Here is a 25,219-nt window from a genome sequence, read left to right on the forward strand (position 1 = left end):
TCAGCTTCTTTAAATGACGGTGAAGCTGTTTTTTAATAGATATAATTTTTTGAAAAAGGTTGCGTGTAAAAATAAAAAAACCCGAATAAATTTCGGGTTTTAGTTTTTATGCTTCTGCTATTTCTTTTATTCTGGCTTTAATTTTTTCTTCTAATTCATCCGCTAATTCCGGATTGTCTTTTATTAAAGACTTAACAGCATCACGACCTTGCCCTAATTTGGTTTCACCGTAACTGAACCAAGATCCCGCTTTTTTGATGATTTCAAATTCTACTGCAAGATCTAAAATTTCTCCTGTTTTTGAAATTCCTTCACCATACATGATATCAAATTCAGCGATTTTAAATGGCGGAGCGACTTTGTTTTTCACCACTTTTACTTTGGTTCTGTTTCCAAGTACGTTATCGCCATCTTTTATTTGAGTAGAACGACGAATGTCTAAACGAACCGAAGCGTAAAATTTCAATGCATTTCCACCTGTTGTAGTTTCCGGATTACCAAACATTACTCCAATTTTCTCTCTCAATTGGTTAATAAAGAAAACAGTACAATGCGTTTTGCTGATGGTTCCTGTTAATTTACGCAATGCTTGAGACATCAAACGAGCGTGAAGACCCATTTTAGAATCTCCCATTTCACCTTCGATTTCGCTTTTTGGAGTCAAAGCAGCAACCGAGTCAATTACAACAATGTCAATTGCTCCTGAACGAATCAAGTTTTCAGCAATTTCTAGTGCTTGTTCCCCATTATCTGGTTGAGAAATGATTAGGTTTTCAATATCTACGCCTAATTTCTCTGCATAATTTCTATCGAAAGCGTGTTCTGCATCAATAAAAGCAGCAATTCCACCCGCTTTTTGAGCCTCAGCAATGGCATGAAGCGTCAAAGTTGTTTTTCCAGAAGATTCTGGACCGTATATTTCAATGATTCTTCCTCTTGGATATCCTCCAACCCCTAATGCTAAATCGATTCCTAAAGACCCGGAAGAAATAGTTTCTACTTCCTCAATGGCTTTATCCCCCATTTTCATTACGGTTCCTTTTCCGTACGTTTTGTCTAGTTTGTCAAGCGTAAGCTGTAGCGCTTTTAATTTGGATTCTTTCTCTGTACTCATCTTCTCTTTTACCTTTTCTTTCATCTATTTGTATTATTTTATAACTGTAAGAAACTGACAGAATGACTAATTATCCTGAAAATTTCGTTTATGTGAGAACATTTATTTTCGTAAAAATACTTCTTTTTTTGATGTAAATTTTCTCTTTCAAGAATATTTTCAAATCTAAATTTCAATAAGAAATAACAAGCTAATATCAGATTGTTACGCGAACAATGCCTTCAATTCAGTAGCGTCATGAGGGTTCATTTTTCCTGCTAAAACTAAACTGAGCTGTTTGCGTCTTAGGGCAGCATCAAAACGTTGCTTTTCCAATTCTGTTTCTGGAACTATTTGTGGCACTTCTACAGGTCTTCCGGTATCATCAACAGCTACAAAAGTATAAATGGCTTCATTGGCTTTCGTACGGTTTCCTGATTGTCGGTCTTCTACCCAAACGTCGATATATATTTCCATTGAACTTTTGAAAGCTCTGGAAACTTTCGCCTCCACATTTACCACACTTCCCAGCGGAATGGCTCTGTTAAACGCTACGTGATTTACGGATGCGGTTACGGTTATTCTTCGAGAATGTCTTCCGGCTGCAATACTCGCTGCGCGATCCATTCTGGCTAACAATTCGCCACCAAAAAGATTATTCAAAGGATTAGTTTCGCTCGGTAAAACTAAATCGGTTAATATCGTCAGGGATTCTGAAGGATGTTTTGGAGTCATTTTTTTGTATAAAAAGTAAATGTTTTTTTTTAAAATAGTATGGTTTTAGTTTAACCAATAAACGGCCATTATAGCAGGAATAAAATAGATAACAATTGTTCTGGCACCATCATAATCTTTGGCTAATCGTTGTCCAAAAAGTAACATCAATAAAGTGATACAGGAGAAAACAGCTCCATAAAAGCCAAATACTCTTCCATTGTTTATCAATAATTCGATGCAACCAACAATGCATAAAATACCGGAGATTAATTCTAAAACTAAAATATTCAGTAAGGCCAAAGGCACTTGATTTTTTAATGGTGTTTTAGCAAAATGTCCTTTTAACCAGTCTACATTATCTTTCCAATAAAAGAGCTTGTCGTAACCGGATTGCAGAAAAGTAATTGCCAGAAAAATCAAAATTAAAATAGAAGTAATGTTGTTCATGTTTTTATTTTTTGTGAATTAAACGGGTTAGTTTTATAGATAAATCGGTTAAAATAATTTTTGCATTTCCGTTGCGTTCAATATGATACATGGCATCCGAAAGTTCTTTAAAAATATCATTTATATTGTTGCCATTTACAAAAGGCGCAAAATTCTCCAGTTTGAATTTCTCTACTTGTGGTTCCATGTAAACCAAACTTGCTGTTTGATAATTCAGCAACAAGGCCTGACGGAACATATCGATACAAAAGTGTAAAAATTTCTTTTGGGTTTCTCTTCCTAAACTGGCAATTTGTTCGCTCCATTGAATCAAATCCTGAATGGCTGCTGCATTTCCTTTGGCTCTAAAAGCCGCACGAACCCAGTCAACAAACCATTTTTCAAAAAAAACAGATTCACTGTCCGGTTGCAATAATTGCAATGCTTTGTTATAATTTCCCTGCGCTTGATGTGCTATTTTTATAGCCGTTTTAGATTCTATATTTTCTCTTGAAATTAAGGCTTCTGAGATGACTTTCTCGCTTAAACCATTAAAATGCAATACTTGGCATCGGGAACGGATGGTTTGAATGATATCTTCTTCGTTTTCTGAAATTAAGATGAAAACCGTTTTGTCCGTTGGTTCTTCCAATAGTTTCAATAATTTATTGGAAGCGGCAATATTCAATTTATCGGCCATCCAAATAATCATTATTTTGTATCCGCCTTCGTAGGATTTTAAAGCGAGCGATTTCAAAATTTCCTGGGCATCGTCAACCCTTATTTCTCCTTGTTTGTTTTTAACGCCTAACATTTGATACCAATCGAACAAACTTCCGTACGGATTTTGGTTTAAAAACTCCCGCCATTCCGTGATAAAATCAATGCTTTTAGGTTTCGTTTTTACATCTTCGGTACTTACGGTTGGGTAAATAAAATGCAAATCCGGATGGGATGTTTTTTGGAATTTGATATTGCAAGCTTCGTTTGAACCCGAGTTTTCTGAGCTTTGATTGCTGCAGATAATGTATTGTGCATAAGCAATCGCCATGGGCAAAGTACCACTTCCTTCTGGACCAACAAATAATTGTGCATGGGGAATTCTACCCAAATCAGCACTTTTTGTCAAATGACTTTTAATGTGTTCTTGTCCTAAAATTTCTGAAAATTGCATGAAGCAAAGATAGCAGAAAATGGTTTAGTCTAAAATTTTAGGATGCAAAGTTTCACGTTAGGAAGTTTGCAAAATGATTCTTAAAAAGGGATTGAATTTCATAATCAAATACCGCATTCGTTTAAGATAATTTGTAATTACCTCAATAATTAACGTTTTCACCGTAATAATTTGAATGCTACAGCGTAGAATCTTAAATTTGAATCGTTAAGTTTGATTTATGAAAAAAGATATTTCCTTTTATGTGTTGCATTTTTGTTTGTGCTTAGCATTTATGCTTTTGCCCTATGCATTTACTTCGTCAGGAAGTGTTTTTAGTTTGCCGAATTTAGCAACTAATGGTCACGATAGAATTTATTTTCTGATCTATTTTCTGTTACTGCTTTTCTTTTACTTCAATTATTATTATCTAATTCCGAAGGTTTATTTTTCAAAAAAACTGATTCTATATTTTAGTATCATTGTGCTGTTTTTGTTGTTTTTTCTATGGATTTCTACTTTTATGGATCATCCGGAACGTAATTTTCTGGATTTTGGACACGGAAACCCACCAAAGGGAAGAATGCTTCCGCCAAAGCCTATGGTTTTAAGACCAATGGGCGGACCACCAACGCAATACGGGCACACTACTTTGGTCTATTTAATTGGGGTTGTTTCCAGTTTGTTTTTTGCCATTAATATTCGGTTACAAAAAGTGGAGAAGGACAAAATGAAATCGGAATTGTCTTTTTTGAAAGCACAAATTAATCCTCATTTTCTGTTTAATACCTTGAATAGCATTTATTCTTTAGCCATAAAAAAAGATGATAAAACCGCAGATGCAGTGGTTCAATTATCCGAATTAATGCGTTATATCATAACAAATGCCAATGATGATGTTATTGCTTTGGATAAAGAAATTAATTACATCAATAATTTTGTTCAGCTTCAAAAAACCCGTTTGGGCAACACCGTAAAAGTTGATTATGTTGTAGAAGGGAATACTTTTGGCAAATACATCACGCCACTTATTTTAATTTCATTTATCGAAAATGCATTCAAGCACGGTGTAAATCCAAATCAGAATTCTGATATCGCTATTCGGATTACAATTGTTGGAGATTATTTAACTTTATTTGTTTCTAATTATAAAGTGCAATCCATTCAATCAGATAGTGGAATTGGATTGCAAAATACAATCGAGAGATTGTCTCTTTTGTATCCCAACAACCATGTGTTGAAAATTGATGATAATCAGGAAAATTATACAGTAATCTTAACGATAAAAGTAGGATGATAAAAGCGATTGCTCTTGATGATGAACCGCCAGCATTGGATATTTTGCAAAGTTTTTGTGATAAAATCGAATATGTCGATTTACAAAAAACATTTACCAAATCGGAGGAAGCATTCAAATACCTGAAGAAATATCCTGTCGATTTATTGTTTTTGGATATTAATATGCCATCCATTTCCGGAATTGATTTTTTTAAAAATTTGCCGCATAAAACAATGGTGATTTTCACTACCGCTTATTCTGAATATGCAGTTGAAGGATTTACTTTGAGCGCCACCGATTATATTTTGAAACCATTCTCATTTTCCCGATTTCAACAAGCGGTGGAAAAAGCCTTTTCGCAATGGAAATTACAAAACCAAGATCCGGAGCAACTCTATCTCTTTATTCGCGCCGATTATAGTTTGATAAAAATCCTGTTCTCGGATATTTTATATATTGAAGGGTTAGACGATTACCTTAAAATTCACATACAAAATCAAAAAACTATTGTCGCCAGAATGACTTTGAAAGTAATCCTTCAAAAGTTACCTGTTGCTGAATTTATAAGAGTACACCGTTCTTTTATTGTTCCCATTTCTAAAATTGAAAAAGTGCGAAATAAAATAATTTACATCAATCAAGAAGAAATTCCGGTGAGTGCAAGTTATGAAAGTGCTTTTTTTGCTGTAATAAATAAAGAATAAGTGTTTTGTTTTATTGTTAAAAAATTACAAATTTTGTCTGATTTTTATTTGTTTACCTCATAAAATCTTTCGGTTACCTCATAAATTTTAGCACTTATTTACATTTAAATACTTTTATCATTGTAATATTAAAATGGTATTTGCTATGGAAAGAAAAGATTTTTTAAAAGGATTGGGATTATTAGGATTAGGATCTTTGGTCATTCCTATAATTAAGGCCTGTAACAGTGATGATGCTACTTCTTCAACAGGAACTACAACTACAGGTTCTACTGCTACATCAGGAAATTGTACTGTCACTTCATCAGAAACTGCCGGACCGTTTCCTACCAAAACACCTGCGTCACTTGTAACGACTAACATTGTGAGCGATAGAACTGGAGTAGCATTTGCCATTAATGTTGCGATAAAAAACACCAATGCTAGTTGTGCAGCCTTAGCGGGTGCCATTGTAGATATTTGGCATTGTGATAAGGATGGTTATTATTCCGAATATGGCGGAACTGGAATGCAATCAGCAGATTTCACGGCAGTTCATTTTTTAAGAGGAAGACAAACTACAAATGCCGATGGAATAGTTAGTTTCAAATCTATTTTTCCGGGATGGTATAGTGGTAGAGCAACACACATTCATGTCCATGTTTATAATGCCTCGGGAACCTCGTTATTGGTTACTCAAATTGCATTTCCTGAAGGTTCAAATAGTGCCGTTGTATTGGTAAATGCCTCCACAGCTAATGGATATTCTAAAGGAATGAATGGTTATACTTATAATGCCAGTGATAATGTGTTTTCAGATGGCGTGGCCAATGAATTGTCAACGATTACTGGAAGCATTGCGGAAGGATTTGTCTTGGAACATACCATAAATGTTGCGGGTTAATTTTTTTTGAATTAGTAAAGAAAAAAATACCGAAAACCTGTAAAATGTTCAGTTTTGCAGGTTTATTTTTTAATTGCAAAAGCCATTTTATGATACAACAAAATCCTGCACAAATATTCAAATCTGAATCGAGAGGACAGTTGGAATCAAAAGGACACAACTGTTTTTCTACATTCAATTTTGGAAGTTATTTCGAAGAAAGTAGAAAACCATTTGGTTCCTTACACGTTTTAAATGAAGAAATACTGGCGCCTCAACATTCGACGAAAACGGTTTTGGAAGCCAATGCTGCAGTGCTTATTTTACCGCTGTTTGGCGGAGTAGATTACAAAGACAGTTTGGGGAATGAGAGTTTTATAGGAGTAGAACAAATCCGAATTGTTTCTACCAAAAAAAGAATGTCTTTTGAGCTTACTAATTCTTACGAGGAAGAAAATGTCAGTTATTTACAAATAGGATTCAATGCCAAAAGTCAAGATTTCGAAAGCAATTTTCAACAGTTTGATTTTGGTTTAACCAATAAAAATCAATTAATTCCTTTATTCGAAATTTCAAATGCATTTGGTTTTATAGGAATGTATGACGCAAGAAAAGAGGGGTTTTATTCGCTAAAAAACAATTCGAACGGTGTTTTTATTTTTGTAATTAACGGTGCTTTTGAAATCGAAAATCGGTTGTTAGAATCAAAAGACGGATTAAGTTTATCCGGAATTGACTATTTAGAATGGGAAGCGCTATCCGAAAATGCGCTCCTTATCGTTTTGGAAATTCCATAAAGTAACCATTTTAGAGACGAATGCTCTTTAAAATCAATTCCAAAAAATAAGTAATTTTAGATTATTACAACGTTTTCGTTAGTGGATTTCCCTAATTTTCAAACTATTCTTATTTTTTAGTTCCTGAAAAGTTCTATATTTGTTATTCTTTCAAAAAAAACAAACTAAAAATATACTTAATGAAAACTTTAAACGATTTTAATTTTAAAAATAAGAAAGCAATAATACGTGTTGATTTTAATGTGCCTTTGGACGAAAATTTCAACGTAACAGATGCGACTCGTATCGAAGCGGCAAAACCTACAATTGATGCTATTCTTGCTCAAGGCGGAAGTGTTATTTTGATGTCACATTTAGGCAGACCATCAGGTGTTGAAGAAAAATATTCTTTGAAACACATACTAAAAACAACCTCAGAAGTGTTAGGAGTGCCCGTTCAGTTTGCTTCAAACTGTGTTGGTGTGGAAGCTACAACTGCTGCTGAAAAATTACAAGCTGGAGAAGTTTTATTATTGGAAAATTTACGTTTTCATAGCGAAGAAGAAGCTGGAGATGTTGCTTTTGCAAAAGAATTAGCGTCACTTGGTGATATTTATGTAAATGATGCTTTTGGAACAGCACACAGAGCACACGCTTCGACTACAATTATTGCTCAGTTCTTCCCAACTGAAAAATGCTTCGGATTATTATTGGCTAAAGAAATCGAAAGCTTGAACAAAGTTTTGAAAAACAGTGAAAAACCAGTAACAGCAGTTCTTGGTGGATCTAAAGTTTCTTCTAAAATTACGGTTATCGAGAATATTTTGGATAAAGTAGACCACATGATTATTGGTGGTGGAATGACATTTACTTTTGTGAAAGCATTAGGAGGTAAAATTGGAGATTCTATTTGTGAAGATGACAAACAAGAATTGGCATTGGAAATCTTGAGATTGGCTAAAGAAAAAGGAGTACAAATTCACATTCCGGTTGATGTTGTTGCAGCAAATGCATTTTCAAATACTGCCGATACTCAAATTGTTGATGTAGAAGCAATTCCTGATGGATGGCAAGGACTTGATGCTGGACCAAAATCATTGGAAAACTTCAAAAAAGTAATTATGGATTCTAAAACTATTCTTTGGAATGGTCCATTAGGCGTTTTTGAAATGGAAAGTTTTGCTAACGGAACAATTGCTCTTGGTAACTTCATTGCTGAATCAACTGCAAACGGAGCTTTCTCACTTGTAGGTGGAGGAGATTCAGTAGCAGCTGTAAAACAATTTGGACTAGAAGACAAAATGAGTTATGTTTCAACTGGTGGAGGTGCTATGCTTGAAATGCTTGAAGGAAGAGTATTGCCAGGAATTGCAGCGATACTGGACTAATTGATTGATTCAAAATGGTTTGATTTTAAACTGTAATCCAGATTAAAAAAAACCTAATTATAATAATAAGAAACCTTAGCGAAGAACTATTTGTCGCTAAGGTTTTTTTAGTTTTAAAATTTGATGAATTGTATTTTAAAAGAAGTTTTTACAATAGAATCAAGGAAAATTCTTCATAATTGAACGAAATGTTGCATTTTTAACAATATTTAAAGAAATTTTTAGTTTCAACCTATTAAGTTTGTAAAAATTAGATTTGTAATCATTTGTAATATAGGTCATTGATCATAAAAATATGAATATAAAAAATACCACCCTATCGTTTTTTCTATTGTTGTCAGTAACGGTTTTTTCACAAGAACTTGTTGAAAATAAAGACATTGTAAAAATAGAACCAAAATTATCCTATTTAGATTCTATCAAGAAAACCTTCGTGAAAGATGACATGGCAACTTGTGTTGATAGCTTGTGGATGAAAGAATTGACTAATTTAGATTTATACAACAATATAACCGACGATATAAAAAATATCAATATTGACGAAAAAGTGGATTATGAATTGCCTACAGCACTTTTGAAAGAAAGACTGGCGGCGATGGATGCAAAATCACCTTTCAATATTGAGTATAATCAAGGTCTGGAAAATATCATCAAATCATTCCTAAAATACAGAAAGAAATCTTTTGAACGATTGATGGCGATTTCGGAGTATTATTTCCCGCTTTTTGAAGAAGCACTTGCCAAACAAAATGTTCCTTTAGAAATAAAATATTTAGCAGTTGTAGAATCCGCTTTAAACCCAAAAGCAGTTTCAAGAGTTGGCGCTACAGGACTTTGGCAATTTATGTATCAAACCGGAAAGCAATATGGTTTGAAAATTGATTCCTATATTGATGAACGAAGCGATGCTCTGAAAGCTTCTGAATCCGCAGCACAATACATGTCTAATATGTACAAGATATTTGGCGATTGGGATTTGGTTTTAGCTTCTTATAATTCTGGACCAGGAAATGTTTCTAAAGCAATCAGACGCTCTGGTGGTCAACAAAATTATTGGAACATTAGAAAAAATCTCCCAAAAGAAACGCAAGGATATGTGCCTGCTTTTTTGGCAACAATGTACATTTATGAATACCATACAGCCCACGGTATCAAACCGGATAGAGCGATAATTAAGCATTTTGCTACGGATACAATTCTGATTAAAAAGCAAATGACATTCAAACAAATATCTGATTTGCTGGATGTTCCAATGGCACAATTGCAGTTATTAAATCCATCGTATAAGCTAAATGTGATTCCGTTTTATCATGATGAAAATCATTTCTTGAGATTACCACAGGAAAAAATAGCTGTTTTTGTTTCAAATGAAGACCGAATTTATGCTTACGCTGAACACGAATTAAATCTTAGGGAAAAACCGTTTCAGGTTACAAAACCTATTTTTAAAAGAGATACAGTTAATTATGCTTTGCAACAAATAAAACTCCCTAAAACAGCCTATTACAAAGTGCGACGCGGAGATAATCTGAGTGAAATTGCTGATAAATATGATGTTGCCGTTTCTGATTTGAAGAAATGGAACAAACTCCGAAGCAATTCAGTTCCATATGGTAAAAGTTTAAAAATCATTACTGAACAAAGTATTGTAAGAACGGTTAAGAAAGAACCAAAAGAGGAAACAGTTCCTTTAGAAACTGTTTCGGAAAATCAAAGAGTAGCAACTTCTGAGGTTAAAGTTAATAAAGAAGAAGAATTGGCTTCTAATCCAGAACGAAAAGACATAGAATATGTCGTTCAAAAAGGGGATAATCTAGGGAATATCGCTAAAAAGTTTGGAGCAACTTTAACGGATTTACAACAATGGAATAATTTATCAGACCATAATATTGCTCTAGGAGCTACTTTGATTGTTGCCAAAAACGAAATTGCAATTACTACTGATAAAGCTTCGTTTAGTTCTTTCAAGAAAAAAAATATAGCTTCAGTTTCTAAAAAAGAGGCTGCAGAGTATTATGTAAAAAAAGGCGACTCCTTATTTAGTATTGCCAAAAAATATCCTGGAGTAACTATTTCAGATATTAAAAAATGGAACGATATTCGCGGTGAAGGTATTAAACCCGGAATGAAGTTAAAAATAAACGGATAATCCGACAAACTTCTATAAATTTGGGTTTTATTTCAGAATTAAATTATAATGAATAAAACCCATTTTTTATTGCTTCTTGTTTCCCTGTTCTTTTTTTCTTGTGCAAAGAAGAATGATGATTTGCATCGTAAAACGACTGGAAAAATCAATACTATTTCAGTTATTATTGATGATCAGTTGTGGAATGGTGAAATAGGGGACAGCATTCGAAATAAGTTTGCATCACCCGTCATTGGATTACCACAGGAAGAGCCGCTTTTTACCATAAATCAATATCCGGTTAAGCTTCTGGAAGGTTTCATGACTGATACCCGAGCAATTATTGTGGTAAAGAAAGAACCGCAAAATAAATTTGAAATAAAGAAAAATCAATACGCATCACCTCAAAATGTGTTTCATATTTCAGGAAAGACCGGTGCCGATATTATAGCCAGTCTGGAAAAAAATGCACCACAAATGATTCAATTAATCAAGCAGACGGAAATTGCCGAAAGCCAGAAAATTAACAACCAATCATTACTGAATCCACAAGTAATTGACAATAAATTTCATATCTCCATAAAGATTCCTACCGGTTATACATATGTACTTCACAAAAGTAATTTTATGTGGTTGAAAAAGGAAATCAACGGCGGAAATACAAGTTTGTTGATTTATCAGGTTCCTTTAAATTACATCAAAAAAAATCCAAATCTGATTTCCAATATTATAAAAATGCGGGATTCAATAGGTAATTTATATATTAGCGGGACAGAACCCAAAACGAATATGATTACTGAAGAAGCCTATGCGCCCTATCTTTCAAAGATTACTCTTGACGGAAAAGATGCTTATGAGACCAAAGGGACTTGGGAATTAAAAAATGATTTTATGGCGGGTCCATTTATCAATTATGCGATTATAGACAAGGAATACAGTAGAATTTTGGTTTTGGAAGGTTTTTGTTATGCACCGTCAAAGGAAAAACGAGACCTGATGCATGAATTGGAATCTATCATAAAATCAGTTGCAATTGAAAAAAGGTAATGTCTAATTACTTTAAATTAAAAATTAATATTAAAAAGAAATAATCCATGGCATTAGAATGGAAAATAAAGCCTTTTGAGGCGCTTACGGTACATGAACTATATGATATACTCAAACTAAGAAGCGAGATCTTTGTAGTAGAACAAAACTGTGTTTACCTTGATCTTGACGGTAAAGACAAAGTCGCGTTGCATCTCTTTGGAGAATTTGAAGGTGCAATTGTGGCTCATGCCCGACTTTTCAAATCAGGAATCAGTTTTGATAATGCTTCTATTGGAAGAGTAACCGTTGCTGCAAATTACCGCGACAGGAAATGGGGACATGACTTAATGCGTGAAGCTATTGCAGGGATTTTGTCTCATTTTGGCGAAAGCAAAATTACCATTGGAGCCCAATTATATTTAAAAAAATTCTACGAAAGCCAAGGTTTTGTTCAAACCAGCGAAATGTATTTAGAAGATGATATTCCGCATATAGAGATGCAGAAAGTATAATTATATTTTCAAAATAAGAAACTCAACTCTTCGATCCAGCGCATCGCCTTTTCCTAAAGGAAATCTATTTCCGCAACCTTTGTAAGACATTCGTTGCGGATTAATTTTTTTTGATATTAGGTATCTATAGACGTTTCGGGCACGATTCAGCGAAAGTTTTCTTTCATGGGTAGCTTCATCTATTGCATCCTCATAATAACTTGGGGTACAGCATACGTGACCTCTAATTTCAAATTCCAACTTTTGATTTTTTTGGAGAATTACTGCAATTTTGTCTAGTTCGTTTTTAGATGCTAATGGCAAGGCACTGCTTCCTAATGCAAAGAAGATGTTTTCTAGATAAATGCGATCGCCAACTTTATGCTTGTCCTGAAACGAATTGTAAATGCCGTTTCCAAAACTATTTTTGGCAACAATAAATAAATCGACACGCCTGTTTTTAGAACGTATTTCGGTTATGTTTTCTTCGTTCTCTTTGCTCAAAATAACGCGTCCCTTCCCTTCGATAATTACAATTTTATTTTTGCTGAAACCGTTTGCAGTAAGGATATCCTGAACTGTTTTTACACGATTTTTTGATAATTCATAGTTATAATCATTGTCACCTCTGTCGTCACAATAGCCATAAATTTGAATCGATTCAATTTGTGTAGTATCTGATTTTTTTGCAAAATCGATTATGGTTTTAATCTGTTGATCATCAAGGGCATGTTTGTCAAAATCAAAATAGACAGTTTGTACTGGTTTCTCTTGAGCTGAAAGGTATCCGAAAAATAAAAAAAGAACAATTTTAAAATAGTTTTTCATTACAATTTTAAAATAGATTTGTATTCTGGGGTATTGTTCAAAATACTGACGGCTTTCTTAATTTCCGAATTATTTTTTATGTAATATTGATACAAACCTTCTTGATATTGGTAGCGTTTAATGATTTCTTCTAAAATTAAATTCTTGATTTCTTTTTGATTTTTATCCAATAATACATCTTCGCTTTTTTGTAAAGCGGAAAGCAATTGTTGGTATTCAGCAGTGATTGATCCGTCTATTTTTTCTTTTTTGGCTACAGCCAAAGTGTTTTTCAATGCTAATTCCGTATCCGTGTCAAAAGAGAATTTTTGTGCTTTTAAAAACTGTTTAAAGTCTAAGTAGTCCGCATCAGAAATCGTTGGTATGGTATTGCCTAAAGTTGGGTTTTTGTAATAATAACTCGTCACATAATTAAAAATCCCATCATTTTTCACCAATGCATTTGTAATTGGACTCAGTTTTGTTTCTTCAAGTTCCACGTCCGGCTGAATTCCTCCACCGTCATAAACCGTTCTTCCTTTTCGGGTTTTAAAAGCATTGTAATTCTTCTCTTCGGTTTTTATAGCCAAACCATTTTTGTCTTTATGGGCATAATCCAAAGCTTGAATGCATCTGCCAGAAGGTGTATAATAGCGAGAAATGGTCACTTTTAGTTGGGTTCCGTACGTTAAATCAACCGGTCTTTGCACCAATCCTTTTCCAAAACTTCTGCTTCCCAAAACCACAGCACGATCTAAATCCTGCAAAGCTCCCGAAACAATTTCTGAAGCCGAAGCACTTTTTCCATTTACAATAATGATCAAAGGAATTTCAGTGTCAACGGGTTCTTTAGTCGTTTTATAGGTATTGTTGTATTTTTCAATCTTTGATTTTGTAGTGACTATAATTTCATTTTTTGGAACAAAAAGGTTGCAAATATTTACGGCTTCGTTTAAAAGTCCTCCAGGATTGCCTCTTAAGTCTAAAACAATTCTCTTAGCACCTTCGTTTTTTAATTGTTCCAATGCCATTTTGGTTTCTACAGAAGCCTTGTTGTTGAAATGGGATAAAACAATATAACCGGTTTCGGCATCTATTTTACCAAAGAAAGGAACCGATTTTATTTCCACTTCATCACGAACAATTTGGGTAGTGTAGGGTTTTCCCTGACGGATATATTTGATGTCAATTTTAGTATTTTTTGATCCTTTGAATAATTCTGATGCATCATCTTTAAAATCAGATAAAAGAATATCTCCAACTTGAGTGATTTCATCACCTGCTTTAAGTCCCGCTTTATCTGCCGGAAAGTTTTTGTATTGCTCTTTTACGATGAGTTTGCCGTCTTTTCTAGTTAATAAAGCGCCTATTCCAGTATATTCTCCAGTATTGTTTATTTTAAAACTAACCACATCTTGCTCATTAAAATAAACAGTGTACGGATCTAAACTGGCTAACATGCCTTTGATGGCTTTGTCCATTAAGTCACCAGGATTGGTTTCATCGACATAGTTTTTGTTCAATTCCTTGAAAAGGGTGGTGAAAATCTCTATTTGTTTGGCGATTTCAAAAAAATCGTCTTTGAAACTCACGCCAACATATAGAAATGCCGATGCGACAATAGGAATTATGATTTTTTTTTGGAAAAAAGAATTCATGGCTTTTGGACTAAATTTGAGATTACTAAATTAAGAATAAATCACCAATAATTATACGGGATAAAGTGTAAACGCAATTCTACGGTATTTAGTAAAATAAGAATTATTTATTTTCTAAAGTTGTATCGCTTTCTGGTAAAGGTTTTTTATTGTTTTGAGCAATAAACTTCTCAAACAATTGAATAGTTTTGGTATTGATTTCTTCATAACTCAATCGGTCCTTGCTTTGGTAAAAAAACATAAAAGCGTGAGGCTGGTCCAGATTATCAATTAATAAATGCTTGTTGAGACGATAGGTTTCGCGCAACACCCGTTTGAAATAGTTGCGGTCAACAGCTTTCTTAAAGTGTTTTTTAGAAACCGAAACGCCCATTTTAATTATTTCATCTGATTTTTCCGGGTTACCCAAAGCGCCTGAATAATAAACCAATCGCAATGGATATTTAGAAACTGATTTCCCTTCAGAAAACAATAATCCAATGGTAATTTTACTTTTTAGCTTTTCGTTTTTTGGGTAAGTGAAGTTCATTTTAATAGAAAAAGTACATTGATTTTGACTGACAAAGTTACAATTAAACGTTGAGCCTGTATATTGTTTCCGATTTAAATCGGGCTAAAAATATATTTCTTACTTTTGTGGCAAATTTTTAAAGCATGCAAAAACTAATTTCGTATCCCATATCCATAATTTATTATTTATGTTTTGGTCTTACCTTGGTTATTTTTCACCCAATTCAGTGGGTTTGCTTCCATGTTTTTGGCTATCAAGCCCATAAAAAAAGTGTTGATTACCTGAATTTTTTCTTATTAAAATGTACGAATCTTTTAGGAACAACCTATAAATTTGAAAATATAGAAAGTATTCCTAAAAATGTTCCTTTGATTTTTGTCTCCAATCATCAAAGTATGTACGATATTATTGCGATGATTTGGTTTTTTCGACGATTTCATTGTAAATTTGTCAGTAAGAAAGAACTGGGCAGCGGCATTCCAAGCGTATCTTTTAATTTACGTCATGGTGGTTCTGTTCTTATTGATAGAAAAGATCCTAAACAAGCCATTCCAGCCATTAAAGGATTGTCGGAATATATAGAAAAATACAACCGTACGGCAGTTATTTTTCCGGAAGGAACAAGAAGTAAAACAGGGAAACCGAAGGAGTTTGCTCAAAGCGGACTTAAAATTTTGTGTAAATATGCGCCATCGGCATACGTGGTTCCAATAAGCATAAACAATTCTTGGAAAATGGTTAAATACGGATTTTTCCCTTTAGGTTTAGGAAATCATCTTACCTTTGTAGTACACAAACCATTAGCGGTTAAAGAATATAGTTTTGCTGAATTGATGGAAAAAACAGAAACAGCAGTTGTTCAAGGAATAAAAATTTAATTTATATATAATGTCAATAAAAAACATTCGATTAGAAGTAATGCAGTTTTTAGAAAAAAACGTAGATAGCTTTGTCGATCAGTATCTAATTCCAGTAGAAAAAATATGGCAACCAACAGATTTTTTGCCTAATTCTCAAAGTGATACTTTTTTTGATGAGGTCAAAGAATTACGTGAAATTGCAAAAGAATTACCATATGATTTCTGGGTGACTTTAGTAGGGGATACTATTACTGAGGAAGCATTACCTACATACGAATCCTGGTTAATGGACGTAGACGGTATTGATAATGTAGAGCGAAACGGTTGGTCTAAATGGATCAGACAGTGGACTGGAGAGGAAAATCGTCACGGTGATTTACTGAGTAAATATTTGTATTTGTCTGGTCGTGTCAACATGCGCGAAGTAGAAATGACAACGCAACACCTTATCAACGATGGTTTTGATATTGGAACCGGAAGAGATCCATATAAAAACTTTGTATATACCAGTTTTCAAGAGTTGGCAACTTATGTTTCTCACAACAGAGTAGCACAAATGGCTAAGAAATATGGAGATAACAAATTGTCTAAAATGTGCAAAATGATTGCTGGTGACGAAATGCGTCATCATCATGCCTACAGCGAATTTGTAAACCGTATTTTTCAGGTAGATCCTAGCGAAATGATGCTTGCTTTTCAATATATGATGAAAGCAAAAATCGTTATGCCAGCGCATTTCTTGAGAGAATCAGGTGAAAAAATAAGCACTGCTTTCGAACAGTTTTCTGATTCGGCACAAAGAATTGGCGTTTATACAGCAGCAGATTATGTAGATATTATGCAAAAATTAATTGACAAATGGGAAATTGATAAAATTACCGGTTTGACTGATGAAGCAGAGAAAGCGCGTGATTATTTGATGAAATTACCGGGCAGAATGGCAAAAATATCCGAAAGATTAGTGATTCCACAAGAGTCACATATTTTCAAATGGGTAGAACCAGCGAGATTGTAATTTGAAGTATTGAGATTTTAGTATTAAGTATCAAGATTTGATATTTGACATTGTAATTGCAATAAAGTTTTAAAATTGATTAACAAATGTTGATTTTTGAAGTTTTCGAACTTAAAAAATCAACATTTTTTTTACAAAACATAACGATGAATAACCCCGATTTAATTAGTAAAACAATTCTTTTTGTAAAAACAAAATTAGAAAATGCCGAAGGTGGACACGATTGGTTTCATATAGAAAGAGTGTATAGAAATGCTATTTTGATTTCTAAAAACGAAGCTTGTGACACCACAGTTGTGCAACTTGGCGCCTTGCTTCATGATATTGCTGACAGTAAATTCCATGATGGAGATGAAACTATTGGCCCTAAAATAGCCCGTGAATTCCTGGAATCAGAAAATGTTTCCGAAGAGATTATTGTTCATGTGGTGAATATTATTGCTAACATTTCTTATAAAGGAGGCAATTTCGAAAAGAAATTCTCTTCAATTGAATTGGATGTTGTTCAGGATGCGGATCGATTAGACGCTATTGGCGCCATTGGAATTGCAAGAGCATTCAATTATGGCGGATTTAAAAATAGAACGCTCTATGATCCTAAAATAGCACCAAACACTAGGATGACAAAGGAAGAATATAAGAACAGTGATTCTCCGACAATCAATCATTTTTATGAAAAGTTATTGCTCCTAAAAGATAAAATGAATACCGAAACCGGAAAACAAATTGCAAAGGAAAGACACCGCTATATGGAAGGTTTCATTTCGCAGTTTTATGCGGAATGGGAAGGGGAGAAATAGGATTTTTGATTACGGATTAACGATTTTAAATTTTAGATGTTTTTTCGATTGCTGGTTTTTAAATCAAAAATCAGTCCCGATAGCTTCGGGATTAATCAAATATCTTAAATCGAAATCCCTTTGGATTTCATTTCTATAATTACATCCGAAGCATTTTTAAAAGTTGGCGCTTGCTCAATAATGCTTCCCACTCTTTTTTTATTGAGTTTAAAGGTGATATCATTCTCCGTTGTAAACAACAAAGCCGTTAAAAATGGGTTATTCATATACGGAGCCAATATAATAAAAGCTTCATCGAGTGTGTGGAAACTTTCTACTTCTTCGGTTTTATACCGCGCCGTAACCGAAAGACTAAAAACGTCATCGTTCAAAACGGGACGCACATAAATATTTTTCAGTTCTGTATCACCAATAGTTTTGGCAAGCGTTAGTTTGGCGTAGGTATGGTTTTCGATACTTTCTTTTACTTTTTCCCAAAATTGAGCAAATACTGGTTGGAAGGACATATGTTGAATTTTTTGATGGTGGATTATATTCCGAAACGGGTTTGCAAAATTAAGTTTTGTAAATCAAACAATCCATTTTTTGAAGAAAGATTATTATAAATGATTTCACATTGGTGTCAAATGCAAAGAGAGCCATTTTGGCTCTCTTTTGTTACTATTTTCCTGTAAACACTGCTTTTCTTTTCTCTAGAAATGCCGTTGTTCCTTCTTTAAAATCCGTAGTCCCAAAACATTTTCCAAAAGCTTTAATTTCAGTTTCATAGCCATTTTTGCCTTCTTTGAAATTGGCATTGATTGCTTTTATAGCTTTACCAATTGCGTAAGGGGAGTTTTTTATTATTCTTTGTGCAAGACTGCTACAGTAATCTAAAAGTTCTGCTTCAGGTACGACGTGATTTACCAATCCAGTTCTGTAAGCATCTTGAGCAGTTACCATTCCTGCGGTCATGATCATTTCCATGGCACGTCCTTTTCCTATCAATTGTGGTAACCGTTGCGTTCCGCCATAGCCAGGAATAAGTCCAAGGGAAACTTCAGGCAAGCCCATTTTTGCATTTTCCGAAGCGACTCTGAAATGACACGCCATAGCAAGTTCTAATCCACCACCCAATGCAAAACCATTGATTGCTGCGATTACCGGAGTTTTGAGATTTTCTATAAAATCAAATAATTTTTCTTGTCCTTCAGCAGCTAATTGCATTCCTTCTTCAATAGAAAAATTAGCAAATTCAGCAATATCAGCTCCTGCAACAAACGCTTTTTCACCACTTCCAGTTAGAATAATAGCACGAATTTCATTGTTTTTTCCCAATGTTTTGAATGCCTTATACAAATCAGTAATGGTAGCTTTATTTAAGGCATTTAGTTTTGTAGGGCGATTAACGGTAATCGTTGCAGTATTATTCTCTGTTGTAATTAAAATAGTTGAGTAATTCATGATTGTAATTTTAGGAGTTAATTATTGGAAGTGAAACCGTGAAAGTGGTTCCTTTTCCAAATTCAGTATCAAAGGTAATCGTTCCTTTATAATTTTCGATAATGTTTTTAATAATACCAAGACCAAGTCCCATTCCGCTACTTTTGGTGGTGAATTTAGGTTCGAATATGCGGCTGATGTCTTTAGGTTGAATTCCTATTCCATTATCGGCAACAGTAATCAAAACATTGTCGGATACTTTTTTTATAGTAACAAGTATTGATTTTTTTTCCTGATTTTCAGGAATGGACTGGATGGCGTTTTTTGCTAAATTCGTGATGATTCGAATGAGTTGTGTTCGGTCAATTTTCGAAATAATTTCAGGAGAATCACTTTGGAATTCAATATATTCTTCGTTGAAAATATCCATGGCAAGTTCCACAACCTCCACCACATTCAAGGTTTCGTTTTGTTGTGCCGGCATAGATGCAAAATTAGAAAAAGCCGATGCAACGGCACTCATTGTATCGATTTGTTGTATCAAAGTTTCGGAGTAATCCTTCATTTTTTGTTTTACATCGGCATCATTAGGATCAAATTTTCTTTGAAAACTCTGCACTGTCAGTCGCATTGGCGTAAGCGGATTCTTGATTTCATGTGCAACTTGTTTTGCCATTTCGCGCCAAGCTTCTTCTCGTTCGCTTTGGGCTAGTTTTATGGCGCTTTTCTCTAATTCGTCCACCATTCCGTTGTACGCTTTTATCAATAAATTAATTTCTTTGCTGCTGGCTTCTAATACGATTTTTTCGTTTTTTTGATTTAAACTGGTTTCGCTTAACTTATCTGAAATTGTTTTTAATGATTTAGTGATATAAGTCGAAAGGAAATAGGCTAATGCAAATGCAACTATCAGCATAAACGAATATACTTGTCCCAAGCGGATGAGAAAACTGTTTAATTCGTTTTCATAAAAGCCGTCATCTTCTACATAAGGCAAATTTAAAATACCAAGTGGTTTAAATTTGTCGTCTTTTATCTGGCTGTAGGACGAACGATTTTTGACTCCATTGATTGTTTTAATATCAACATATCTTTTTTCAATGGAAGAACGAACCAGCTTGAGAATGTATTTTGGTATTGGAGGAGATACTTTGTCTACTGAAAATGATTCTTTTGAGGATTTCAACAGTTTTCCGTCGAGACTGTATATGTTAATTTCAATATTGTGAATTTGCGCTAATTCGTGAATTTTATCTTTGAAAATTAAGCCTAAATTCTTCGTTGTTAAAGGGTAAGTTGTAGTGGAAAGCACATAATTGATATGTTCTTTTATAGCATCTTCTTTGCGTTCTAAACGTTCTTGATGGTATTCTTTAGCTTCATTTTTAAATTGAATAATAGAAATTGAGGCCAATAATATAGATGCCATAACTATCAATACAATCATCGAAAGGAAAATCCTGATTCGTAAAGAAAGCATCGATATTTTGAAGTTTTTTAGCATATTAAGATTGATTTCGCTCCCGAATTCGTTTGTAAAATCTAAATCCAAGCATGATTAATACAGAGAATAGAATAATTCCTATTACACCATAAATCCAGTTCACGGCATTTTTTAATACAACCAAAAAAACCACCGAAAAAAGTATTATGGTTGCCCCTTCATTCCATAAACGCATGAAATTTGTCGTGTATTTTATTTCGTCGTTCTGCAATTGTTTGAATATTTGATGGCATTTACCATGATATAAATACAATACAAATACAAAGCCAAGTTTTACTTGCATCCAAGGCATTTGCAACCAAGCATGACCTAAATCAGTAAATAACAACATCCAAAAAGCAAATATACTCGCCAAAACTGCCGAAGGCCAAGTGATGATATACCACAGGCGATAGGTCATTATTTTGTATTGTTTTTGAAGAATTTCTTTCTCTGGAGATGGTTTTTGTGCTGCTTCAATTTGGTAAACAAACAAGCGAACAATATAGAATAATCCTGCAAACCATGTGATTACAAAGATGAGGTGTAAAGATTTAAGGTAATTATAATAGTCCATCAGTAGTTTGAATCAATTTTGTATTCATTTCTTTTTTTAGAAAATATCCTGTAAGTATCGTTGATAAAATATCAGCAATTGGGAATGCAATCCACACTCCAAAAATACCTAAAAAATTTGGTAGAATGAGCACTAACGGAATTAGGAAAAATCCTTGTTTGCTTAAGGTCAAAAGCAATGCTTTTTTTGCCTTTCCCGCCGCTTGAAAATAAGCCGCTCCAATTAACTGAATTGCTATAACGGGTGAAGCTGCAAAAACCCAACGCAAAGCTTCGGGGGTTTGGGCAATTACGAGTGTATCTGTGGTAAAAACGGCTACTATTGGTTTGGCAAAAACCAGAATAACAACAAATATAAGTGTGGCTAAAAAAGCAGCATATTTTATGGAAAGCAAGACACTTTCCTTGACTCTTTCATAATTCATTGCGCCATAGTTAAATCCGGCAATGGGAAGGAAACCTTGCGTGATTCCAAGTATTGGAAACAAAGCAAACATCAACATTCTACTTACAATACCATAGATTGCTATAGATTGTTCGCCTCCATAAATGTATAAAGTATGATTCAGGATTATAGCCAAAATGCTGACTACACCTTGTCTCGAAAAAGTCACAAAACTCAGTTCTGTGATTTCTTTTACTATGGGAATTTTAAATTTAAAATGTCTTGCTTTTAGATTTAATTCACTTTTAAAAATAAAAAACCATAGTACAAATGTAAAACACATGAAATAGGATATTGCTGATGCCAATGCGGATCCAAACATGCCTAAATTCATCACTTTTATAAAAAGAATATCGAGTGCAATATTTACAAAAGCAGGAATAATCATGGCAATCATGGCAAATTTAGCTTTGCCTTCTGCTCGGATAATATTGTTGCCCATCATGCAAAGTGCCAAAAATGGAACGGAAAGAATAATAGGGAAGAAAAAATCCTTGGCGGGTTTCATTATTTCTCCCTTGGCGCCAAAAAGCAACAACATCTCATCACTAAAAAAAACGCCAAAAAGCACAAAAACGCATGATAATAAAAACGTCATCATGATTTGATTGCCAAAAGTGTACAATGCTTTTTCTTTGTGATTGGATCCCAAAGCTCTCGAAAGAACTGAACCTCCGCCAACTCCAATTGCCATTCCCAATGATGAAATTAAGAAAGTAATTGGCAATACAACCGTTACTGCCGCTATAGCTAAAGAACCAATCCATTGTCCAACAAAAATAGTGTCAATCAAAATGTTGACTGACATGAATAAAATTCCAATAGAGGACGGAACTGCTTGTTTTATCAAGAGTTTTTTGATGTCTTGTGTTCCTAGTTCATCGGCAGTAACAGCCATTTAAGCGTTTATTTTTTCTGAGTCAACTTTGACTGACGTAGATGCATTGGACCAATTTGTAATCCAGTTACTCACGGTTTTACACCAATCGTCGCTGTCATTCAAACAAGGAATTGCTAAAAAATCTTCACCTCCGTGTTCTTTAAACTGATGATTGGCTTCCATGGCAATTTCTTCCAAAGTCTCCAAACAATCGGACACGAATGCGGGTGTTACGACGGCAAGTTTTTTGATTCCTTTTTCGGGCATTTTATTCACTTCTACATCCGTGTAAGGCGTCAACCATTTGTCTCCTGCCAATCGGGATTGAAAGGTCTGGCTGTATTTTCCTTCTGGGATTCCCAGTAATTTTACGACTTGTTTTGTAGTTTCATAACATTGGTGGCGGTAACAAAATTCATGTGCCGGTGAAGGCGTGTTGCAACAAGAACCGTCAATTTTACAATGTGATTTGGTGATATCCGTCTTGCGAATGTGACGCTCCGGGATTCCGTGGTATGAGAATAGTAAGTGATCGTAATCAAAACCTTCTAAGTGACCTTTGATAGAATCAGCCAGGTTTTTTAGATAGTCCGGTTTGTTATAAAATGCAGGGACTATGGTAAATTTCATTTCCGGAAAGTGCTTTTTACGCAAGTCTTCGGCTAATTCCAGAATGGTAGTCGTAGATGCCATCGCATGTTGTGGGTACAATGGAAAAAGCAATACTTCATTTACGCCTTTATCGTGCAGTTCTTGTAAACCAGATAATAAAGATGGATTCCCATAACGCATCGCTAAGGAAACAGGAACATCAACTAATTGTTTTACTTTGGCGTGCATTCTTTTGGAAATAACCACAAGCGGAGAACCTTCATCCCACCATATTTTTGCGTAAGCGGCAGCTGATTTTTTTGGTCTTGTTTGTAAAATTATTCCACGAACAAGTAATGCTCGCAACAAAAACGGAACGTCAATTACGTACTTGTCCATTAAAAATTCATCTAAATACGGTTTTACATCTTTAGGAGTTGGACTTTCCGGAGAACCTAAATTAACTAATAATACACCTTTCATGTTATCTTTTTTTGTTGGTACAAAAGTAAATAAACTTACTTTTTTATAAATTGCGATTAACTATTTTTTATTTATTGTTTAATATGAAAAATCAATTCTTTACTGCGTATTTTGGTTGATTGACATCAAATATTTCTTTGTCGTAGTGGCAAATTTACTATTATTCAATTATAGATTATGTCATCAATTTCTTTTTCTAATTTTACTTTCCAGCCTTTTTTATTTCTTTTTTCAAGATAAGCTTGGGTGATTTTATGATAATTTTTCCTAGATTTTCCTTCTTTTGTATCTATAACGCAGCCTAAATTCAATCGGTATAATCCATATTTCTTATAAATATCACTGATTTTATCATTCCTTGTTTCTTGTACTATTCTCTCAGATTCTACAGGAGAAATAAATGGCAGACCGAAAGTAAATACTTTTACACTATCTACTTCAATATCGTGTAAGGCTTGATTTTTATATTCTAATGATAATTCAAGGTTTCTTGATTTACAACTAATAAAAATTACTAAGATTAATAAAAATGATTTTTTCATAAAATCAGTGGAGTTTAGTTTTTTATTTACTGCATATTTGGGTTGATTGACATCAAATATTTCTTTGGCGTGGTTGCAAATTTCTTTTTGAACGCTGCTATAAAATGACTTCCGGTGCTGTAGCCAATTTTCAATCCTACTTCGTTTACATTATAGGAACCACTGTCCAGTAATTTTCGGGCAAAATCCATTTTGTAGTCAAATAGAAATCCATAAACGGTATCGCCATAAATTTGTTTGAAACCCATTTTTAGTTTCTTTAGATTCAAACCTATTTCATCTGCCAATTCCTGTAATCCGGGTGGTTCGGCCATATTTGCAATGATGATTTCTTTGGCTTTTTTAATTTTCATTACATTATCCTCATCTATTAAAAACGGACATTGTTCCGCATTTGGATCTTCGGTTCTGTTAAAATACAAACTCAATAATTCATATCCTTTTCCTTTATAATAGAGGTTTTTTATAGATGGATGCAAACTGTAATGAAACAATTGAGATAAAACAATTGCCATCGACGGACTGATATTTCCTTCGTTATAATATTTTTTGTCCTTATTATCCGCACTTAAAAAGGTGATATAATCAGCTTCTGTCGAAAACAAAGCGTGGAACTTTTTGATGGAAATAATCACAGAAATCACCCAGGAATTTGGCGCTAACTCCAGATTCAAAGGCAATTCTTTCTGAGGATTGTATAAGAGCAACGATTTTTCTTCTTTTAATTCCAAAGCATAATTCCCTTGATTGAAGATGAACTTGGCACTTCCTTTTAATCCAAAATGAAACTGAATCAGCCCACTACTGACTTCGCGTTGGGCATTAAAAGCCTCAGAACTGTCATTTTGAAAACGAATAAGCGTGAAATCATCTTCAATTTTAATAATTTCTTGTGACCCCATAGCGACATTTTTAAATTAAAAATATGATATTTATCAGTAGAATTTGTTTAGAACTACTCTAAATAAGTGATTTAAAACTACTTGATTTCACTACAAAAATAGAATTTTTTACAATAAAATAAGCAAATAGAATCAAAAAAACATTTAACGATACAAAAAGAACTTCTAGCGTTACTTTTATAAATACTATAGTCATAA

Annotated in this window: 26 protein-coding genes; 11 read left to right on the top strand and 15 right to left on the bottom strand. The window is 33.9% G+C overall.

What is annotated here, in order from left to right:
* Positions 1 to 106 precede the first annotated feature (106 nt).
* The 4 genes from recA to ACM55H_RS01525 all read right to left on the bottom strand — a co-directional run bounded on the left by recA (position 107) and on the right by ACM55H_RS01525 (position 3,410).
* A complete protein-coding gene (gene recA / locus ACM55H_RS01510) occupies positions 107 to 1,114 on the bottom strand; it encodes a recombinase RecA (RefSeq protein WP_416835089.1) in 1,008 nt (335 codons plus the stop codon).
* Between the two features lie 204 nt (positions 1,115 to 1,318).
* Positions 1,319 to 1,828, bottom strand: coding sequence for an acyl-CoA thioesterase (locus ACM55H_RS01515; RefSeq protein WP_039108330.1), 510 nt, complete (start codon positions 1,826 to 1,828; stop codon positions 1,319 to 1,321).
* Between the two features lie 45 nt (positions 1,829 to 1,873).
* Positions 1,874 to 2,257: a DoxX family membrane protein gene (locus ACM55H_RS01520; RefSeq protein ID WP_416834822.1), complete on the bottom strand. Its 384-nt coding sequence runs from the start codon at positions 2,255 to 2,257 to the stop codon at positions 1,874 to 1,876.
* A gap of 4 nt (positions 2,258 to 2,261) precedes the next feature.
* Positions 2,262 to 3,410: a DNA polymerase III subunit gene (locus ACM55H_RS01525; protein WP_416834823.1), complete on the bottom strand. Its 1,149-nt coding sequence runs from the start codon at positions 3,408 to 3,410 to the stop codon at positions 2,262 to 2,264.
* Between the two features lie 220 nt (positions 3,411 to 3,630).
* Between ACM55H_RS01525 and ACM55H_RS01530 the strand changes: the two genes are divergently transcribed.
* The 8 genes from ACM55H_RS01530 to ACM55H_RS01565 all read left to right on the top strand — a co-directional run bounded on the left by ACM55H_RS01530 (position 3,631) and on the right by ACM55H_RS01565 (position 12,067).
* Positions 3,631 to 4,686: a sensor histidine kinase gene (locus ACM55H_RS01530; protein WP_416834824.1), complete on the top strand. Its 1,056-nt coding sequence runs from the start codon at positions 3,631 to 3,633 to the stop codon at positions 4,684 to 4,686.
* Complete coding sequence (locus tag ACM55H_RS01535; protein WP_416834825.1) at positions 4,683 to 5,372, top strand: LytR/AlgR family response regulator transcription factor; 690 nt, start codon at positions 4,683 to 4,685, stop codon at positions 5,370 to 5,372. Before ACM55H_RS01530 ends, ACM55H_RS01535 begins: the two co-directional genes overlap by 4 nt.
* A 145-nt stretch (positions 5,373 to 5,517) precedes the next feature.
* Entirely contained in the window at positions 5,518 to 6,255 is a 738-nt protein-coding gene (locus ACM55H_RS01540) for a dioxygenase family protein (protein WP_416834826.1), read from the top strand.
* A gap of 89 nt (positions 6,256 to 6,344) precedes the next feature.
* Positions 6,345 to 7,031, top strand: a complete 687-nt coding sequence (locus ACM55H_RS01545) for a pirin family protein (protein WP_416834827.1) — start codon at positions 6,345 to 6,347, stop codon at positions 7,029 to 7,031.
* Between the two features lie 179 nt (positions 7,032 to 7,210).
* Entirely contained in the window at positions 7,211 to 8,398 is a 1,188-nt protein-coding gene (locus ACM55H_RS01550; protein WP_416834828.1) for a phosphoglycerate kinase, read from the top strand.
* Positions 8,399 to 8,693: 295 nt separating this feature from the next.
* Entirely contained in the window at positions 8,694 to 10,547 is a 1,854-nt protein-coding gene (locus ACM55H_RS01555) for a LysM peptidoglycan-binding domain-containing protein (RefSeq protein ID WP_416834829.1), read from the top strand.
* A 48-nt stretch (positions 10,548 to 10,595) separates the two neighbouring features.
* Complete coding sequence (locus ACM55H_RS01560) at positions 10,596 to 11,573, top strand: DUF4837 family protein (protein ID WP_416834830.1); 978 nt, start codon at positions 10,596 to 10,598, stop codon at positions 11,571 to 11,573.
* 47 nt (positions 11,574 to 11,620) lie between these two features.
* Entirely contained in the window at positions 11,621 to 12,067 is a 447-nt protein-coding gene (locus tag ACM55H_RS01565; RefSeq protein WP_416834831.1) for a GNAT family N-acetyltransferase, read from the top strand.
* On the opposite strand, the gene ACM55H_RS01570 is transcribed toward ACM55H_RS01565, so the two are convergent.
* The 3 genes from ACM55H_RS01570 to rnpA all read right to left on the bottom strand — a co-directional run bounded on the left by ACM55H_RS01570 (position 12,068) and on the right by rnpA (position 15,040).
* A complete protein-coding gene (locus tag ACM55H_RS01570; protein ID WP_416834832.1) occupies positions 12,068 to 12,874 on the bottom strand; it encodes an OmpA family protein in 807 nt (268 codons plus the stop codon). It lies immediately after the preceding gene.
* Complete coding sequence (locus ACM55H_RS01575) at positions 12,874 to 14,511, bottom strand: S41 family peptidase (RefSeq protein ID WP_416834833.1); 1,638 nt, start codon at positions 14,509 to 14,511, stop codon at positions 12,874 to 12,876. The genes ACM55H_RS01570 and ACM55H_RS01575 overlap by 1 nt, the downstream gene beginning before the upstream one ends.
* Positions 14,512 to 14,614: 103 nt before the next feature.
* Positions 14,615 to 15,040 carry a ribonuclease P protein component gene (gene rnpA, locus ACM55H_RS01580; RefSeq protein ID WP_416834834.1) on the bottom strand — a complete coding sequence of 142 codons (426 nt, stop codon included), beginning with the start codon at positions 15,038 to 15,040 and terminating at the stop codon, positions 14,615 to 14,617.
* Between the two features lie 125 nt (positions 15,041 to 15,165).
* Here rnpA and ACM55H_RS01585 point away from each other — a divergent pair, with 125 nt between their 5' ends.
* From ACM55H_RS01585 to ACM55H_RS01595, 3 genes are all read left to right on the top strand, one after another.
* On the top strand, positions 15,166 to 15,900 hold the full coding sequence (locus ACM55H_RS01585; RefSeq protein WP_416834835.1) for a lysophospholipid acyltransferase family protein: 735 nt from the start codon (positions 15,166 to 15,168) through the stop codon (positions 15,898 to 15,900).
* A gap of 10 nt (positions 15,901 to 15,910) precedes the next feature.
* On the top strand, positions 15,911 to 16,897 hold the full coding sequence (locus ACM55H_RS01590) for an acyl-ACP desaturase (protein ID WP_416834836.1): 987 nt from the start codon (positions 15,911 to 15,913) through the stop codon (positions 16,895 to 16,897).
* 146 nt (positions 16,898 to 17,043) lie between these two features.
* A complete protein-coding gene (locus ACM55H_RS01595) occupies positions 17,044 to 17,697 on the top strand; it encodes an HD domain-containing protein (protein WP_416834837.1) in 654 nt (217 codons plus the stop codon).
* A gap of 104 nt (positions 17,698 to 17,801) precedes the next feature.
* Here the strand turns inward: ACM55H_RS01595 and ACM55H_RS01600 are convergent, their stop codons facing one another.
* The 8 genes from ACM55H_RS01600 to ACM55H_RS01635 form a co-directional block, all read right to left on the bottom strand.
* Complete coding sequence (locus ACM55H_RS01600; protein WP_416834838.1) at positions 17,802 to 18,203, bottom strand: hypothetical protein; 402 nt, start codon at positions 18,201 to 18,203, stop codon at positions 17,802 to 17,804.
* Positions 18,204 to 18,357: 154 nt separating this feature from the next.
* Positions 18,358 to 19,140 carry an enoyl-CoA hydratase/isomerase family protein gene (locus ACM55H_RS01605; protein WP_416834840.1) on the bottom strand — a complete coding sequence of 261 codons (783 nt, stop codon included), beginning with the start codon at positions 19,138 to 19,140 and terminating at the stop codon, positions 18,358 to 18,360.
* Between the two features lie 10 nt (positions 19,141 to 19,150).
* A complete protein-coding gene (locus ACM55H_RS01610) occupies positions 19,151 to 20,566 on the bottom strand; it encodes a sensor histidine kinase (RefSeq protein WP_416835090.1) in 1,416 nt (471 codons plus the stop codon).
* Positions 20,567 to 20,624: 58 nt separating this feature from the next.
* Complete coding sequence (locus tag ACM55H_RS01615; RefSeq protein ID WP_416834841.1) at positions 20,625 to 21,179, bottom strand: CopD family protein; 555 nt, start codon at positions 21,177 to 21,179, stop codon at positions 20,625 to 20,627.
* The gene (locus ACM55H_RS01620) at positions 21,166 to 22,521 is read right to left on the bottom strand and encodes an MATE family efflux transporter (RefSeq protein WP_416834842.1); all 1,356 of its coding nucleotides are present in this window, start codon (positions 22,519 to 22,521) and stop codon (positions 21,166 to 21,168) included. Before ACM55H_RS01620 ends, ACM55H_RS01615 begins: the two co-directional genes overlap by 14 nt.
* A complete protein-coding gene (gene hemH, locus ACM55H_RS01625; protein ID WP_416834843.1) occupies positions 22,522 to 23,577 on the bottom strand; it encodes a ferrochelatase in 1,056 nt (351 codons plus the stop codon). It abuts the gene before it with no gap.
* 164 nt (positions 23,578 to 23,741) lie between these two features.
* A complete protein-coding gene (locus tag ACM55H_RS01630; RefSeq protein ID WP_416834844.1) occupies positions 23,742 to 24,119 on the bottom strand; it encodes an FEKKY domain-containing protein in 378 nt (125 codons plus the stop codon).
* Positions 24,120 to 24,145: 26 nt separating this feature from the next.
* Positions 24,146 to 25,021, bottom strand: a complete 876-nt coding sequence (locus tag ACM55H_RS01635; RefSeq protein WP_416834845.1) for a helix-turn-helix domain-containing protein — start codon at positions 25,019 to 25,021, stop codon at positions 24,146 to 24,148.
* Between the last annotated feature and the right edge of the window lie 198 nt (positions 25,022 to 25,219).

It is taken from the genome of Flavobacterium cryoconiti, from assembly GCF_048158645.1.
Taxonomy (GTDB): domain Bacteria; phylum Bacteroidota; class Bacteroidia; order Flavobacteriales; family Flavobacteriaceae; genus Flavobacterium; species Flavobacterium cryoconiti.

Excerpts from the sequence above, each read along its gene's own strand:
- ACM55H_RS01630 (WP_416834844.1), bottom strand. The coding sequence starts at position 24,119 with ATGAAAAAATCATTTTTATTAATCTTAGTAATTTTTATTAGTTGTAAA.
- ACM55H_RS01515 (WP_039108330.1), bottom strand. The coding sequence starts at position 1,828 with ATGACTCCAAAACATCCTTCAGAATCCCTGACGATATTAACCGATTTA.
- ACM55H_RS01530 (WP_416834824.1), top strand. The coding sequence starts at position 3,631 with ATGAAAAAAGATATTTCCTTTTATGTGTTGCATTTTTGTTTGTGCTTA.
- ACM55H_RS01555 (WP_416834829.1), top strand. The coding sequence starts at position 8,694 with ATGAATATAAAAAATACCACCCTATCGTTTTTTCTATTGTTGTCAGTA.
- ACM55H_RS01520 (WP_416834822.1), bottom strand. The coding sequence starts at position 2,257 with ATGAACAACATTACTTCTATTTTAATTTTGATTTTTCTGGCAATTACT.
- ACM55H_RS01600 (WP_416834838.1), bottom strand. The coding sequence starts at position 18,203 with ATGTCCTTCCAACCAGTATTTGCTCAATTTTGGGAAAAAGTAAAAGAA.
- ACM55H_RS01590 (WP_416834836.1), top strand. The coding sequence starts at position 15,911 with ATGTCAATAAAAAACATTCGATTAGAAGTAATGCAGTTTTTAGAAAAA.
- ACM55H_RS01570 (WP_416834832.1), bottom strand. The coding sequence starts at position 12,874 with ATGAAAAACTATTTTAAAATTGTTCTTTTTTTATTTTTCGGATACCTT.
- ACM55H_RS01595 (WP_416834837.1), top strand. The coding sequence starts at position 17,044 with ATGAATAACCCCGATTTAATTAGTAAAACAATTCTTTTTGTAAAAACA.
- ACM55H_RS01565 (WP_416834831.1), top strand. The coding sequence starts at position 11,621 with ATGGCATTAGAATGGAAAATAAAGCCTTTTGAGGCGCTTACGGTACAT.
- ACM55H_RS01575 (WP_416834833.1), bottom strand. The coding sequence starts at position 14,511 with ATGAATTCTTTTTTCCAAAAAAAAATCATAATTCCTATTGTCGCATCG.
- ACM55H_RS01585 (WP_416834835.1), top strand. The coding sequence starts at position 15,166 with ATGCAAAAACTAATTTCGTATCCCATATCCATAATTTATTATTTATGT.
- ACM55H_RS01605 (WP_416834840.1), bottom strand. The coding sequence starts at position 19,140 with ATGAATTACTCAACTATTTTAATTACAACAGAGAATAATACTGCAACG.
- ACM55H_RS01540 (WP_416834826.1), top strand. The coding sequence starts at position 5,518 with ATGGAAAGAAAAGATTTTTTAAAAGGATTGGGATTATTAGGATTAGGA.
- hemH (WP_416834843.1), bottom strand. The coding sequence starts at position 23,577 with ATGAAAGGTGTATTATTAGTTAATTTAGGTTCTCCGGAAAGTCCAACT.
- ACM55H_RS01620 (WP_416834842.1), bottom strand. The coding sequence starts at position 22,521 with ATGGCTGTTACTGCCGATGAACTAGGAACACAAGACATCAAAAAACTC.
- ACM55H_RS01610 (WP_416835090.1), bottom strand. The coding sequence starts at position 20,566 with ATGATTGTATTGATAGTTATGGCATCTATATTATTGGCCTCAATTTCT.
- ACM55H_RS01535 (WP_416834825.1), top strand. The coding sequence starts at position 4,683 with ATGATAAAAGCGATTGCTCTTGATGATGAACCGCCAGCATTGGATATT.
- ACM55H_RS01545 (WP_416834827.1), top strand. The coding sequence starts at position 6,345 with ATGATACAACAAAATCCTGCACAAATATTCAAATCTGAATCGAGAGGA.
- ACM55H_RS01635 (WP_416834845.1), bottom strand. The coding sequence starts at position 25,021 with ATGGGGTCACAAGAAATTATTAAAATTGAAGATGATTTCACGCTTATT.
- recA (WP_416835089.1), bottom strand. The coding sequence starts at position 1,114 with ATGAGTACAGAGAAAGAATCCAAATTAAAAGCGCTACAGCTTACGCTT.
- ACM55H_RS01525 (WP_416834823.1), bottom strand. The coding sequence starts at position 3,410 with ATGCAATTTTCAGAAATTTTAGGACAAGAACACATTAAAAGTCATTTG.
- ACM55H_RS01550 (WP_416834828.1), top strand. The coding sequence starts at position 7,211 with ATGAAAACTTTAAACGATTTTAATTTTAAAAATAAGAAAGCAATAATA.
- rnpA (WP_416834834.1), bottom strand. The coding sequence starts at position 15,040 with ATGAACTTCACTTACCCAAAAAACGAAAAGCTAAAAAGTAAAATTACC.
- ACM55H_RS01615 (WP_416834841.1), bottom strand. The coding sequence starts at position 21,179 with ATGGACTATTATAATTACCTTAAATCTTTACACCTCATCTTTGTAATC.
- ACM55H_RS01560 (WP_416834830.1), top strand. The coding sequence starts at position 10,596 with ATGAATAAAACCCATTTTTTATTGCTTCTTGTTTCCCTGTTCTTTTTT.